The sequence below is a fragment of the Shimia sp. MIT910701 genome (genome assembly GCF_047126315.1).
GTDB lineage: Bacteria > Pseudomonadota > Alphaproteobacteria > Rhodobacterales > Rhodobacteraceae > Shimia.
This window is the reverse complement of the sequence record NZ_CP138953.1, coordinates 2,847,477-2,861,630: the sequence shown is the minus strand read 5'-3', so window position 1 is coordinate 2,861,630 and position 14,154 is coordinate 2,847,477. Positions and strand designations below refer to the sequence as shown.

The window sequence follows — 14,154 nt, the reverse complement described above, 5'->3', positions numbered from 1 at the left end:
GGCGGCGGTATCCTCTTTGTTTGAAGGCGTTTTATTGGGCACATCGGCGGAAATCAACCACCTGCCAAGCAACTGATCTGTTGACGATTTCCACCACTCGTGCACTAATTGTTAACCAAATTACGTCTCTGTGGCTGGCATCAACAGGACACGCGTACCATCGATTACAACTTTGCCAGCCTCTCGGAAGTTCACGGTTATTTTGCCGCGAATGTTGGACTGAACCTGCCCCACGCCCCATTCGGGCTGATTTGGGTGCGTCACCAACATGCCAGGTTCGAGGAAGGCGTTGAGGTCAGAGTTAAGATCGCTCATCGGGCGCTCATGCAGTAAAGGAAAGTTGCATGTCACATAATACGGATTTCGCAGCATTGGTAGGGTCGCGGATCTGCCACGATCTGATCAGCCCCGTTGGCGCGATTGGAAACGGCTTGGAATTGATCGCGTTAACCGGCGACGCCAAGGGCCCGGAAATGGAAATGATCTCTGACAGCGTGAGCAACGCAAATGCCCGCATCCGTTTGTTCCGCGTGGCCTTTGGACAGCCAAGCGATGCGCAGATGGTGGGCGAAGCCGAGATTCAGTCGATCATTCAAGGCCTGGCTGCGAGCTCCCGCGTGTCCACCTATTGGGAAGTCGAGGGTGCTGTGTCCCGCTCCGAACTTCGCCTCGCGTTTTTGACCTTGATGTGTTTTGACACCTCGATGCCCTTTGGCGGCACGGTGACCGTGACCAAAGAAGGCGACAAGTGGTTGCTTTTGGCGGAAAGCGAAAAACTGCGCGCGGACACGGCGCTTTGGGATCCGGTTGGCAAGGGCGAGGTGCCCGCCGATCTGGTCCCAGCACAGGTTCAATTTGGTCTGCTACCAGAGGGGGCCAAGCTGTTGGGCCGAAGCCTTGGGGTGCAACTCACCGACATGAGTCTGGAAGTGACGTTCTAAACGGCCATCAGGAGAAAAAGCAAAAAAGGGCGCCGATGGTGGCGCCCTTTTCTTTTTGATTTCCCTGTCGCTTAAGCGCGGGTCGAGCCGTCGCCTTCCACCAAATATTTAAAGCTTGTCAGCTGTGCTGCGCCCACCGGGCCACGGGCGTGCATCTTGCCGGTGGCAATCCCGATCTCCGCGCCCATGCCAAACTCACCGCCATCGGCAAACTGCGTGGAGGCGTTGCGCATCAGGATGGCGCTATCCAGACGCTCAAAGAAGCGCGACGCGGTGGCGTCATTCTCGGTCAGGATGCAGTCGGTGTGGTTGGAGCCAAATTGACGGATGTGCGCGATGGCCGCGTCCACATCCGAAACCACTTTGGCGGCGATATCCATGTCGAGGTATTCTTTACCCCAATCGTCCGCGGTTGCGGGCGTGGTGCGGCCTTCGACCACTGGCAGACCACTGTCCGTATGCAGCATGACGCCTGCTTTCGCCAGAAGTGTGAGCACCTCGGTGCCGAGGCCGTCAACAATGTCCTGATGGATCAAAAGACACTCTGCTGCGCCGCAAATGCCAGTGCGCCGGGTTTTGGCATTGAGGACCACATCGAGGGTCTTCTTCGGATCGGCATCTTTGTCGATGTAGATGTGCACAATGCCTTCGAGGTGCGCAAACACTGGCACGCGGGCTTCGCGCTGCACCAGACCCACCAGGCCTTTGCCGCCGCGCGGCACAATCACATCCACAGTATCAACCATGGTCAGCAGTTCCTGCACAGCCGCACGGTCACGGGTGGGCACAAGCTGGATGCACTCTTCCGGCAGTCCTACAGACTTGAGACCGTCGACTAAGCAAGCGTGGATGGCACCGGAACTGTGGAAGCTCTCTGAGCCACCGCGCAGGATCACCGCGTTGCCGGATTTCAGGCAGAGCGCGCCGGCGTCGGCAGTCACGTTTGGCCGGCTTTCATAAATCACGCCAACCACACCGAGCGGAGTACGTACGCGGCGGATGTTGAGGCCCGAAGGCATGTCCCACTCGGTCAGCACTTCGCCAACGGGATCATCTTGCGCCGCAACTGTCCGCAGACCGGTGACGATGCCTTGGATACGGTCTTCGTCCAGCATCAGGCGGTCCATCATCGCATCCGAGAGGCCTTTGTCGCGGCCGAATTCGAGGTCTTTCTTATTGGCTTCGATGATCTCATTGCGGCGGGACCAGACGGCATCGGCCGCCGCTTCCAGCGCCGCGCGTTTGGTTTCCGGCGGGGCAAAGGCCAGCTCCGCGCTTGCCGCTTTGGCGTTCTCGCCAATCTGGGCCATCAGGGCGGGGATGTCTGCGATGTCTTTCATCGTCTCAGTCCTTTGCTAGGGTTGGTAAATTCGCCTTCGGCGAGGATATTGGTCGTTAGAAGAAACCTATAGGGCGAGGTCGTCCCTGTGAATAAGCGCGGCGCGGCCTGGGTATCCCAGAAGCGCCTCGATGTCGCGGCTGTGACGGCCTTTGATTTTGTCGGCCTCGTGGGAAGAGTAAGCAGCCAGCCCTTGCCCCAAACGGTGGCCGGAAGCATCGCGGATTTCAATTGGATCGCCGCGGCTGAAGTCCCCATTCACAGTGGTGACACCTGCGGGCAAGAGACTCTTACCGGACGTCAAAGCATTCGCTGCGCCAGTGTCCACCACAAGGGTGCCTTGCGGCTTCATCGAGGTGATCCAGCGTTTGCGGGCCAGTTGGGGTGTGCCTTGCGCGAGGAACCACGTGGCATTGGCCCCCTCTTCGAGTGCCTGAATGGGGCGCAGCGCAGAGCCTTCGGTGATTGCCATGGCGCAACCTCCCGCAGTGGCGGTTTTTGCCGCCATCAGCTTGGTGATCATGCCGCCTTTGGACAATCCAGACACGCCTTCGCCAGCCATGTCTTCGATGTCTGGCGTGATTGTCTCGACCACCTCAAAGCGCTTGGCGTCGGGGTTGGTCATGGGGTTGTCGGAATAGAACCCGTCCACATCCGAGAGCAGGATCAGGTGATCTGCGCCGGTGGTCAGTGCGATTTGTGCAGCCAGTCGATCGTTGTCTCCATAACGGATTTCATCAGTCGCCACCGTGTCATTTTCATTCACGATAGGTACAACGCCCAAAGTCAGGAGCTGGTCCAGCGTGGCGCGGGAGTTGAGATATCGGCGGCGATTGGCGCTGTCTTCCAACGTGACCAGAACCTGCGCGGTGGTTATCTCATAAGGCGCAAGCGCTTCTTCGTAAGCGCGGGCAAGGCGGATTTGACCCACGGCGGCGGCGGCTTGGGATTGATCCAGAGACAGATCCGCGTTGGGCAGTTTGAGCGCACCGCGGCCCAAGGCGATGGAGCCGGACGACACCAGAACCACATCGGTGCCACGCGCCTTGAGCATGGCGACATCTTCGGCCAAGGCCTTCAGCCACGCATCTTTCAATAGTCCAGAAGTCCGGTCAACCAGCAGTGCCGACCCGATTTTGATCACAACCCGTTTTGCAGTGCTTAGGGTTGCCACGGCGCCTCTTCCTCCTCGGCTTCTTCAGCCTCTTCAATCTTCTGGCGCAAGCGGTCATCGTCGATCTGCGCCCGCAAAGCCCGCAGAACCTCTGTGGTGCCTTCATGGCTGGCACCGGACATGAGCATCACCTCGCCACCAGCCACGGCCTCGAGTTCTTCCTTGAGGAATTCCCGCTCTTCCGCGTCCAGGCTGTCGATCTTGTTGAGCACCGTCACCCGGGGTTTGTCCGCAAGAATGTCGGCGTAGTTGGTGATTTCCTGCACGATGGTTTTGTAGTCTTCCAAAAGCGTGCCGGAGGTACCGTCCACCAGATGCAAAAGCACGGCGCAACGCTCGACGTGGCCAAGGAACAGATCGCCAAGGCCCCTGCCCTCGCTGGCCCCTTCGATCAGGCCGGGAATGTCGGCAACCACAAATTCAACGCCATCCACACCCACGACACCCAGGTTGGGGTGCAAAGTGGTGAAGGGATAATCCGCAATCTTGGGTCGTGCATTTGAGGTGGCCGCCAGGAACGTGGATTTGCCTGCGTTTGGCAGGCCAAGCAGGCCCACGTCTGCGATCAGCTTCAGTCGCAGCCAAATGGTGCGCTCCACCCCCGGCTGACCCGGGTTGGCGCGGCGTGGCGCCTGGTTGGTAGATGACTTGAAGTGCAGATTGCCAAAGCCACCGTTGCCGCCTTTTGCCAGCAACACGCGCTGCCCCACTTCGGTCAGGTCGGCAATCACGGTTTCCTGGTCTTCGTCGAGGATTTCGGTGCCTACTGGTACGCGCAGGATGATGTCATCCCCGGTTTTGCCGGTCCGCTGGTTGCCCATGCCGGGTTGACCGTTTTTGGCAAAGAAGTGCTGCTGATAGCGGAAGTCGATCAGGGTATTGAGCCCTTCAACCGCTTCAGCCCAGACATAGCCGCCATTGCCGCCGTCCCCGCCATCAGGGCCACCGTATTCGATGTATTTCTCGCGCCGGAAGGACACACAGCCCCCGCCGCCGCCGCCGGAACGGATGTAGACTTTGGCAAGGTCTAAGAATTTCATAGAGGTCACTTTCGGTTTGCGTTTCCAGCCGAATAACGGGGAATTGCGAGGTTCTCAAGGATGATGTCGGGCGGCCCAGGCCGCTTTGGTTAGCTCTGCGCGCACGACCGGCACGTCAGCGCCTTTGAAGGGTGACGGTTCAGGGCGCGTTTCTCCCGTCGGAATAAAGCCCAGTTTACTTAAAACCTGTTCTGACCTTGCGTTGCCCTCAACCCAACCAGACCCTACGGATTGGTCGAAGTTTTGGAAGTACCAATCAATTAGCGCGCTAGAAGCTTCTGTCATAATCCCGCGCGCCCAAGCCGATTGCACCAGCCAATATCCAAGTTCCGGGCTAGTTTCATTTTCCCCAGCGGATTGCGAGGTTGGTTTTACTGACACCAGGCCGATCCGACGACCGTTTTCAACGATGATGCGTGCGCCGGGTTCAGCAGCAAAACTCGCAATAAACTCCCGGGCATGTGCGCGCTGAAAAGGACAAGGCACCGAGGTCAGCCATTGGTGAACCTCAGGCTTGGCGATTTCTTCTGTAATCCAACCAGCGTCGTCTGGGCAGAGTTGGCGCAGAACCAGCCGCTGTGTTTTGATGTCCATCGCATCAATCCAGTTTCAAACTATACGTCCAGGTTGGAACAGTCGCATCACGCGCCAGAGAGAAGCTTTCGGCGTCGCCAAGGTACTGGAACCCGCAGTTGGTGAGCACGCGGGCCGAGGCCGGGTTGTCCTGAAACACTGAGGCAAAGATCGTTGTGCTGTTGAGCGGGTTGGCCGCAATCATCGCTCGGACCGCTTCTGAGGCCAACCCAGTGTTGCGGAAGGCTTTGCCGATCCAATAGGCGATCTCGACCTGCCCCTCATCAATGCGGGTCAAACCGATCAGGCCCATGACTTCAGGTTGGCCATCCGCACTACCGTCAAAGGCCCAAACGTCCTGAACACGTCCGTCGGATTGCGCGCGGTTGATAAAGGCTTCGATATAGCCCGGCGGCAAAGGGTGCGGGATCGACGCGGTCAGTCGCGCCAACTCCCGATCCGCGGTGTGCATCTCGATCAGCCCCTGGTCAGACCGGCGCAGCGGGCGCAAAACAAAACGCTCTGCTTCAATAACAGGCTGATTGACGATGGTGTCCAATTTCATCGCGGTCTCCTCCTCAAAGAACCACATAAAGCACTGAAGCCACTGTCAAAGCAGCCAAAGTGCGCATCAAATATTTTTCCGCGGGCTTGCCAGCCACAGTGCGGGCGATCCGGTCTCCGGCGTAGGTCCAGATCGGATGAAAAACCACCTGTGCCGCCAATAGGCAGATGGCGATGGTCGCTGTCGCTTGCAAGGCAGGTGTCGCGGGTGTGACAAAATTTGTGAACCCCGCCACGATCATGGCCCAGGCTTTGGGATTGAGCGGGTGCACCAGCAGACCGGCAGCAAAACCGGGCGGCTGTTCACTCTCGCCACTGTCTGGGGACAGCCGCAAATTGGCGACTTTCCAGGCGAGCCAGCAAATGTACGCGGCGCTGATCCACTTAAGCGCTGCAAAGACTTCCGGCACCGCCTCGGCCAGTTCCATCAGACCAAACCCGATCGGCCAGATGATCAGCTGTTTGCCCAAAGCCACGCCAACCACAAAGGGCAGCGCTGCCTTAAAGCCAAACCGCGCGCCGGTGGCCAATAGCGCCATATTCGCAGGTCCAGGTGTACCCACCTGACTTGCGGCAAAAACGCTAAAACTGATCACAGCGACGCTCATGTCGGATCTCAAAACTCAAAAAAGAAAAAGGGCCGGCTTTGTCAGCCGGCCCCCTGTATGTCTCATAACCTTTACGGGTTCGGCTTATTCAGCGGCCTCCGCCACCGGGAGAACCGAAATAAAGGTGCGGCCTTTGAGGCCTTTGTGGAATTTCACGTTGCCGTCGACGGTTGCAAAGATGGTGTGATCTTTGCCCATGCCAACGCCTTCGCCCGGCCACATCTTGGTGCCGCGCTGACGCACGATGATGTTGCCTGGGATGACGTTCTCGCCACCGTATTTCTTCACGCCAAGACGGCGACCTGCGGAGTCGCGACCGTTACGGGAACTACCACCAGCTTTTTTATGTGCCATATCGTTAGTCTCCTATAGTCTCTTACTTCGCCAGTTCTTTGGCTTGTTCAACCCACTCAGGCTTCACTTTGGTGCCTTCGAAAGTCTCTGCGTCCACCGCTGCCAGAGCAGCATAGGTGGAGATGCCTGCTTCTACCAGCTTTTTGGCAGCGGCCGGACCAACACCGTTGATGGCGGTCAGATCGTCTGCAGCTGCGTCTGCGGCAGGTGCTTCGGCTTTCTTAGCAGTTTTCGCAGGCTTGGCTGGAGCGGCTTCTGCAGGCGCAGAAACGGAACCCGAACCGATCGCGGCTTTTACGCCGGATTTGTCTGCGCCAGAGGCCAGAATGTCGGTGATGCGAACCAGTGTCAGTTTCTGACGGTGGCCCACGGTGCGCTTGGAGCTGTGCTTACGACGACGCTTCACGAATTTGATCAGCTTTTCGCCTTTGATCTGGTCGATCACGTCTGCCTGCACGGCTGCGCCTTCAACGAAAGGTGCGCCAACCACGGTGGAGTCACCCCCCAGCATCAGCACTTCGTTGAATTGAATCTTTTCGCCAGCGTCTGCAGCCAGTTTTTCGACACGCAGGACGTCGCCTGCCTGTACTTTATACTGTTTGCCGCCGGTCTTCAGGACTGCGAACATGTCCTATTCCTTCGATCTTGTCGCGTCCTTCGGTCCCTTTGCCCGTAAGCTCCGGCGTTTTGGCAGATGCCACCTCAAACAGCGCGCCCCTTTTAGGGGCTGTGTTACAATAAAATCAGGCGCAAAGTGCACACTTCACGCCGGATGCGCGCTTATCCTGTGGAAAACCTTTTAAGTCAACCCGTTTTTTAAGGGCGTCTGACGCCTTAGAGGTCCCGCACTGGCTGAATGTCGCCCATGCGCAAGGCCAGAGCCTCAAAGCGGTTGGACATGACCTCAAAATGCACCGCGTTCATCAACTCATACACGGTCATCATGTCGGGGTGCTCCAATGCCTCTGTATACTCCACCAGTTCTTCCAGAGTGAAATCCCGGTAGGTGTATGCGGCATTGGCCAGCGAAGAGGTTTCAATGACTTCGGCCATCTCTTCGGCGTTCTCATTCAGCAGCGCACGCAGCCCGTCCTCGTCGGTGCGCAAATCAATCACCCCGGCGTAAGAAGCAGCCAAAATGAAGCGCACCTGAATTTCAGTCATCGCCTTCGGGCCGATGTCATTTGGGTCTATCGCCACACTCATTCGGCGGAACAGATCGATCCGCGGATCATCTTTGGCTTCCAGATCAGCCAGCATCGCATTACCAACCAGTTCTTTTTCTTGATCGTCCGCCATGTGGCTGCTGTTTTCTACTTCCACCAGACGCTGGCCCAAATCCGAGGCATAGAAAGCCGCCGCATGCGCCAGAAGATCATCCTCCAGCGTGGCCTCCAGGATATCCAGCGCCCGGTTCTGCATCAGTTTGGTGTCAAACACATCTTCCGCGACAGTGGTCCATTGCGCGCCGAAGTCCCCCTGGTTCATCCCCAAAAGGTCCGGCGCGGAGGTTGCCGACAATGCGATCGAGTCAATCGCCACATCAAAGCCGGTGACTTTCAAAAAAGCTTCGACATTGGCGCGATCGGCCGCCTGCGCCATCGAGACCAGCGCAAACAGGCAGGTCATAGCCGACAGGACCAACAAGAGCAGCTGGTTTTTCAGAACATCAAACGGGGCCACGCGGGCAGAAGTCTTTTGCATGGGGTTAAGCTAAATCATTTGTTGCACAAAACAATGCAAATCCCACTTGCGCCACATCACAATCCCGATTAAACGACGCCCTCACCAAGACCACGGTCTATCGGACGGAGAGGTGCCGGAGTGGTCGAACGGGGCGGTCTCGAAAACCGTTGTCCCTTCACGGGGACCCAGGGTTCGAATCCCTGTCTCTCCGCCACTTAATTCTGCAATGGAATCAACTTGCTGACCTCAATCGCCTTGAGGGCTTCCAATGAGGGATCTTCGTCCAGTTCGCTCTCCGGAACCTCCAGCCCCGCGTTGGCGGCGATGGCAGAAAACTGAAGCGACACAACATATGCTAGGTCTAGGTCAAAAAGCACCCGCACCGACAAAATTTCCTCGATCGTTTCACGCAAGGCGGAGTCGCCGGTTTCAAAGTGCATGGCCAACGCCTGCACCATCGCACTGTGAGTGTTGTAAGTGTTATGCGGGCTGGAAAGATGCCTGTCCGCCAACCAGCGCAGACCGCCCTGCCCTTCAAGCGCAATCAAGCTCAGCGCATAGGCGCCTAACATGTCGCTGTCATGCGTCACGCCCTTGGTGATCCTGTCTCTAAGAAACGCAGAAAGATCCGCCGAAGGTGCAGCAAAGCCCATCAAAAGAATGCGGATCGCGCGCAGATCCATCTCAGTGATTACATCAAGTTGCGACCGCAACGCAGTTGCGTCGACGTCAATATCCAGTTCGCGCAACGTGCCGTAGGCCGCAAGATCAAGCTCCCTCAGCGCAAGTTCGCGTAACCGCCTGTCGGGATGGTTTAAAAGTTTGGAAAAGTAGGTTGCCCGCATGGCCGGGTCGTCCTGCCAGTGCGGCAGCGCGCTCCAGATGTCGTGCATCACCGGATCAATTTCCGCATCCACAGTGGCGAGGCGATGCCAGACCTCGGTGTCTGCGTCACGGGCAAAGAGCACATGTGCCTGTGGCTTTAGCCGCATCAATCGCCGTGTGGTGCTGTCGACCAGAAATGGCAAAGCCCCCAACGGCGCATCCCCGCGCAATTGCGTTGTGACGTCAAATCGGAACGGTGTTGCAGCCCCTGGACGCGCCAGCACAACTTGGTCAGCGTTGATTAAACGCTCCACCAACGTGGGCTTGGGTTCATAGCCATGAAATGCGCAAGGCACGGCAGGTGTCGCCGTGAACGCCGCAATAATTGCCGCACATATAGAGCGCCTAAAACCCGACAAAGCCTGCCCGCTAAAACCCATAAATCCGTTCCGCCAACCAGAATGTGGCAACACTGCCAATGGCATAGCCTGCCACCAGATTGGCGCGACTGACCAGTTGGTAAGACAGCAAATCCACCGACTTCATCAGCACCCTCAGTACGGCAATAGTGACCAGGATCACGCCCACAAAGGCCAATTGCCCGGCCTCAACGCCAAGATTGAAGGTCAGCAAAGCCAAAGCGATGTCCACCTCCGGCAGACCGATATCCTGCAAAGCACCGGCAAAACCGAGGCCGTGCAAAAGCCCAAAAGCAAAGGCCACCATCCAAGGGGCACGCTCTGACAGCCGCGATTTTGTATCGTCTCGTTTGAGAATTTCTATGGCCAGAAACACCACAGACAGAGCAATGATCGCCTCCACTGGCGGGCCTGGAATGGACACATGCCCCAGCGCGGCCAGCGCCAACGTGATGCTATGCGCCACTGTGAATGCTGTGATTGCACCGATCAGACGGGACTTACTGCGGATCAACAGGACCAGTGCAAAGACAAACAAAAGATGGTCCCACCCTTCCAGTATGTGCTCAAAGCCCAACACAGCGTAGGTCCACCCCACTTGCAGTTTGGTTTGGGCATGCGGGATCACAAACTGCGGCTGTGTTGCGGTGAGGCGCGTGGTGGATGAGATGCCATCCAAAGGTTGAAAGCGCACCAGGACGTCGGTGTTCTGACGATCCAATCCTGCAATCTCCAGCGCTTGTCCTTGCAGCCCTGCCGGACACAGCGCCGTCCACTGGGTTTGCCAGCCCGCCCCATCGGACACCACCTCAGGACCAACGTTGGGCGTGCAGCTTGGCGGTAGCTGTGCGTCAATATCCATGGGCAGACCACGCACATCCGGCTTGCGCCAGAATATCGTGTAGACGCCGCCGTCGACTTCGCGGATGTCCAAATACCCGGGATCGAGCTCATGCGCTCCACCCTTGCCAACAGTCAGCAACAAGCTGACCAGAAACAGAAAATGCCGCAATCGGATCATTGGCCAATCCAGTTTTGCAAGGTATCTACAGTGGGGCGCGAGACCGTGTAGGCTTCCATGAGAGCGGCCTCCTGCGCCTCACGCAAATCATTGGCGAGCGCGCTGCGCCAATCTGCCAGAACCAGATCTCGCACATCGGCCAGATCCGGTGTTTGCGGCGGTACATAATCAATCACGCGAACCACATGCTGACCGTACCCGGAGGTTACAGGACCTGCCCACTGCCCCACAGGCAAGGCTTCCAGTTGCGCAAAAACACCGCGTCCCAAACAGCCATCCACTTGATTGAGCCCCGCGTTGGAAAGGGAGCGTTGCAAGAGCGAAGACAGCCCTTCCTCAGGTGGTGCCTCACCCGCATTCAAGCCAATCAGCAAATCCTCGATCTCTTCCGAAGGCGTGCCAGGCTTCAGGCCAATCTGCTCAAAACTCACCATTGCCGGCGTTTGAAACTTCTCGGCATGGTTGGTCAAATGCTGCTGCAAAACCGCGTCTTCTGGCACCGCCGACTGCGCCGCAGAAGTCATAAGAAACGCCATTTTTTGAACAAGACGGTTGCGCACAACCCCATCCCCACTGTCTAGGCCAAGCGCCCGCGCCTCCCGGACCAGAACTTCACTCCGCACATATTGATCCATCAACGCCTGTGCCTCGTCCGACGTGGGATCACGTTGCATTTGCGCCTGAAATCGTGACGCCAAAGCCGCAAACACCTGCTCGGAGACCACAATCTCATCTGCCTCAGGTTCTGCGATTTCCGCAGGCTGCTGCACGGAAAACCAAACAAAAATGGCAATGCCCAAGGCAGCGAAATGCAAAAAAGGTTCTTTATATAAAGCCATGCTCAGGTCTCTAATTTGTGACAGGTCGGCAGAAACTCTCGCGCAACTTCAAACCTGCATGCAATGAAAATCAAGGTTTTTCAAAGAAGTGCCGTCTGCGCCTCAACTCATCAGGCAAGCTTCAAATAACGACTGTACTCTGCACCAAAGCGATCTGTACAGAGGTCTTGCAAGACGTTCGGAGACCCGCTCCTTAGGCACATCCTGAACGCCAAATACCCACATTGTTGAAACTGTTTTTGCGTAACCCGACAAGCAAAAAAGCCTCCAACCCGTTGAGGTTAGAGGCTTTTTATGGCTCCGGCGGTAGGGATCGAACCTACGACCAATTGATTAACAGTCAACTGCTCTACCGCTGAGCTACGCCGGAACATTTTGTGTCTGTCAGAGTGTGTCTCTGAAGATGTGGCGGGGTATAACTATGGTTTTCGGGGACGTCCAGAGGCTTTTTCGAAGTTTTTTGAATTTCGACGAAAAAATTTTAGAGAAGTTCAAAAATCGCCTCTGCGCTAAGTTCTACGGTTGACGAAACTCGGCTTTTTCCTTGCAAATCAACGAGGTGTGCAAAGACGTTCCGGGTAGCGGCAGGCAGCAGAGCGGCGGGTGTGTCTTTGTAAATCGAGGCCGCAAGAGCCTGGGCGGTCGCCGGGCCTCGCTGGAGCGAGGATAGAATCTCGGCCTCGCGAGACTTTCGGTGTGCCATCAGCCAATCCAGCCGCTCCGCTGGGGTCTCGATGGGTGCACCATGGCCGGCATGGAAAACCCGCCAAGGCCGCACCCGCAGTTTTTCACATGACGCCATGAAGTCAGTCAGATCACCGTCCGGCGGTGAGACCAGCGAACTGGCCCAGCCCATCACGTGATCGCCAACAAAACACATGTCTTCAAACCCAAAAGCGATGTGGTTGCCAAAATGGCCTGGGGTGTGAATCACTTCGAGCGCCCAATCCGGCCCTTCGATCACCTCCCCCTCTGCTAGAACCACGTCCGGGGCAAAGCTGGCATCCACGCCCTCCCCGCCTCCAGCAAGGCCCGACTCGGCCAGTCTTTGCATGACTGCGCTCCGCCCGGTCTCCGGGCCACCAAAAGCCAGAATCGGCGCGCCGGTGTGCGCTGAGAGCGCCACAGCCAAAGGGGAATGGTCCAGATGCGCATGGGTGACACAGATGTGCGTGATGGACTGGCCGGGTTCCAACGCCTCCAGAATGGCCTGCAAATGTGCATCGCTTTCCGGCCCGGGATCGATCACGGCCAACTCTCGCGTGCCCACCAGGTAGGTGTTTGTACCCCGAAAGGTCATAGGCGACGGGTTGGGCGCAAGGATTCGCCGCACCTTGGGTTCCAACGCCACCGCAACCCCTGGTTCGGGGTTGAAAGCCATCATCTGCGCGTCCATGGTCTTCCTCTCTGACAGTGGTCTTTCGGCAAGGTGTACGCATGTTCTTTCAGTGGCTCAAACGCTATATGCCACGCAGCCTGTATGGCCGGGCCGCGCTGATCCTGATTTTGCCGGTGGTGCTGTTGCAGCTTGTGGTGTCCTTTGGCCTGATAACTCGGCATTTTGAGGGTGTGACCGAGCAGATGACCCGCGCTGTGACGCGTGAAGTGCTTTTGGTGCTCGAAGGCGTGGAGCATAAAGACGAGGTGCCGGACGCCCTACCCATCGTGCTGGAAACGTTGGATATGCGCGTGGACTTTGTGGAGCAGTTGCCAACCAAAGACACGCGGGTCTGGTATGATTTTTCAGCCTTCATCATCTCACGTGAATTTCGAAAGTACTTGCCCGGTGTTACTGCCGTTGAGCTTGCCGAAAAAGGCCAAGTCTATCTCTTTATGCAGCATGCCGATGGCAATCTGCGGGTGCATTTTGACCGTCGTCGGGTCTCTGCGGCCAATTCCCACCAGCTCTTTGTAAACATGGTGTTCTTTGGTGCGTTGTTGACCTTTGTGGCGTATCTATATCTGCGCAACCAATTGCGCCCTATCAAACGACTGGCTGCGGCGTCAGAGGCCTTTGGGCGTGGGCAAAGCGTATCCTATTCGCCGAGCGGCGCAGTCGAAGTGCGCGCCGCCGGCAGTGCCTTTTTGGACATGCGTGCCAGAATCGAGCGGCAGATCGAACAGCGCACCCTGTTGTTGTCGGGGGTCAGCCATGACCTGCGCACACCTCTGACCCGGTTCAAGCTTGGCGTTTCGCTTTTGGAAGACGAGGACCGGGAACCGCTGGAGCGCGACATCGAAGAAATGCAGCGCATGTTGGACGCCTTTCTCAGTTTCGCGCGCGGCGCCTATGAGGACGACAGCGAAGAGGTCGACGCGATGAGCTTTGTGCAAAATGTGGTGCAGGATTTTGTACGTGCAGGCGATGATGTGACGCTGCAAGAAGTTGACGGCCACGGCATGGTGTCGCTGCGCCCTGTGACCGTCCGCCGCGCGATCGAGAACCTAATTGGCAATGCCGTGCGTTACGCCAATCACGCGGAAGTCTCGGTGCAGATCACCGACCGCTATCTGCGCGTGCGCATTGAAGACGACGGGCCTGGCATTTCTCCGGAACAGCGCGAAGAAGCTCTCAAACCCTTTGCGCGCTTGGAACCCGGACGCAACCAGAACAAAGGCATGGGCGTGGGATTGGGGCTGTCGATCGCTGCGGACGTGGCCCGCGCCCATGGCGGCATCCTGCGTTTGGGCGAAAGTGAACGTCTTGGGGGGCTGCGCGCAGACCTCGTTTTGGGACGTTCAAATGCACCCTCCGCTTAAAGGAAAATTAG

General features: G+C 57.3%; 16 protein-coding genes and 2 tRNA genes. 3 read left to right on the top strand and 15 right to left on the bottom strand.

The window, feature by feature from the left end; all coding sequences use genetic code 11:
• Positions 1-120: 120 nt before the first annotated feature.
• Positions 121-315 carry a DUF3553 domain-containing protein gene (locus tag SIB38_RS13820; RefSeq protein WP_294114694.1) on the bottom strand — a complete coding sequence of 65 codons (195 nt, stop codon included), beginning with the start codon at positions 313-315 and terminating at the stop codon, positions 121-123.
• 29 nt (positions 316-344) lie between these two features.
• Here SIB38_RS13820 and SIB38_RS13815 point away from each other — a divergent pair, with 29 nt between their 5' ends.
• Positions 345-941, top strand: a complete 597-nt coding sequence (locus SIB38_RS13815) for a histidine phosphotransferase family protein (RefSeq protein WP_294114692.1) — start codon at positions 345-347, stop codon at positions 939-941.
• A gap of 71 nt (positions 942-1,012) precedes the next feature.
• Here the strand turns inward: SIB38_RS13815 and SIB38_RS13810 are convergent, their stop codons facing one another.
• From SIB38_RS13810 to SIB38_RS13770, 9 genes are all read right to left on the bottom strand, one after another.
• Complete coding sequence (locus SIB38_RS13810; RefSeq protein ID WP_294114688.1) at positions 1,013-2,281, bottom strand: glutamate-5-semialdehyde dehydrogenase; 1,269 nt, start codon at positions 2,279-2,281, stop codon at positions 1,013-1,015.
• A 66-nt stretch (positions 2,282-2,347) separates the two neighbouring features.
• The gene (gene proB / locus SIB38_RS13805) at positions 2,348-3,454 is read right to left on the bottom strand and encodes a glutamate 5-kinase (protein WP_294114687.1); all 1,107 of its coding nucleotides are present in this window, start codon (positions 3,452-3,454) and stop codon (positions 2,348-2,350) included.
• Complete coding sequence (gene obgE, locus SIB38_RS13800) at positions 3,442-4,494, bottom strand: GTPase ObgE (protein WP_412550395.1); 1,053 nt, start codon at positions 4,492-4,494, stop codon at positions 3,442-3,444. The genes proB and obgE overlap by 13 nt, the downstream gene beginning before the upstream one ends.
• Positions 4,495-4,548: 54 nt before the next feature.
• The gene (locus tag SIB38_RS13795) at positions 4,549-5,088 is read right to left on the bottom strand and encodes a GNAT family N-acetyltransferase (protein ID WP_294114685.1); all 540 of its coding nucleotides are present in this window, start codon (positions 5,086-5,088) and stop codon (positions 4,549-4,551) included.
• A 4-nt stretch (positions 5,089-5,092) separates the two neighbouring features.
• The gene (locus SIB38_RS13790; RefSeq protein WP_294114683.1) at positions 5,093-5,632 is read right to left on the bottom strand and encodes a GNAT family N-acetyltransferase; all 540 of its coding nucleotides are present in this window, start codon (positions 5,630-5,632) and stop codon (positions 5,093-5,095) included.
• 13 nt (positions 5,633-5,645) lie between these two features.
• A complete protein-coding gene (locus SIB38_RS13785; protein ID WP_294114681.1) occupies positions 5,646-6,239 on the bottom strand; it encodes a LysE family translocator in 594 nt (197 codons plus the stop codon).
• A gap of 84 nt (positions 6,240-6,323) precedes the next feature.
• Positions 6,324-6,593: a 50S ribosomal protein L27 gene (gene rpmA, locus SIB38_RS13780; protein WP_209062735.1), complete on the bottom strand. Its 270-nt coding sequence runs from the start codon at positions 6,591-6,593 to the stop codon at positions 6,324-6,326.
• A 22-nt stretch (positions 6,594-6,615) separates the two neighbouring features.
• Positions 6,616-7,221, bottom strand: coding sequence for a 50S ribosomal protein L21 (locus tag SIB38_RS13775; protein ID WP_294114676.1), 606 nt, complete (start codon positions 7,219-7,221; stop codon positions 6,616-6,618).
• Positions 7,222-7,427: 206 nt separating this feature from the next.
• Positions 7,428-8,297 (bottom strand): DUF2059 domain-containing protein, encoded by an 870-nt coding sequence (locus SIB38_RS13770; protein ID WP_412550394.1) that lies wholly within the window; start codon positions 8,295-8,297, stop codon positions 7,428-7,430.
• 106 nt (positions 8,298-8,403) lie between these two features.
• Here SIB38_RS13770 and SIB38_RS13765 point away from each other — a divergent pair.
• Positions 8,404-8,493 (top strand) — tRNA-Ser (locus SIB38_RS13765).
• Between the two features lies 1 nt (position 8,494).
• On the opposite strand, the gene SIB38_RS13760 is transcribed toward SIB38_RS13765, so the two are convergent.
• From SIB38_RS13760 to SIB38_RS13740, 5 genes are all read right to left on the bottom strand, one after another.
• Positions 8,495-9,460, bottom strand: a complete 966-nt coding sequence (locus SIB38_RS13760) for a hypothetical protein (RefSeq protein WP_294114673.1) — start codon at positions 9,458-9,460, stop codon at positions 8,495-8,497.
• Positions 9,461-9,533: 73 nt separating this feature from the next.
• Positions 9,534-10,544 carry a HupE/UreJ family protein gene (locus tag SIB38_RS13755; protein ID WP_412550393.1) on the bottom strand — a complete coding sequence of 337 codons (1,011 nt, stop codon included), beginning with the start codon at positions 10,542-10,544 and terminating at the stop codon, positions 9,534-9,536.
• Entirely contained in the window at positions 10,541-11,383 is an 843-nt protein-coding gene (locus SIB38_RS13750) for a peptidylprolyl isomerase (protein ID WP_412550392.1), read from the bottom strand. The genes SIB38_RS13755 and SIB38_RS13750 overlap by 4 nt, the downstream gene beginning before the upstream one ends.
• Before the next feature lie 295 nt (positions 11,384-11,678).
• Positions 11,679-11,753 (bottom strand) — tRNA-Asn (locus SIB38_RS13745).
• 111 nt (positions 11,754-11,864) lie between these two features.
• The gene (locus tag SIB38_RS13740) at positions 11,865-12,779 is read right to left on the bottom strand and encodes an MBL fold metallo-hydrolase (RefSeq protein WP_412550391.1); all 915 of its coding nucleotides are present in this window, start codon (positions 12,777-12,779) and stop codon (positions 11,865-11,867) included.
• 41 nt (positions 12,780-12,820) lie between these two features.
• On the opposite strand from SIB38_RS13740, the gene SIB38_RS13735 reads away from it, so the two are divergent.
• On the top strand, positions 12,821-14,143 hold the full coding sequence (locus tag SIB38_RS13735) for an ATP-binding protein (RefSeq protein WP_294114669.1): 1,323 nt from the start codon (positions 12,821-12,823) through the stop codon (positions 14,141-14,143).
• The last annotated feature ends 11 nt before the right edge of the window (positions 14,144-14,154 follow it).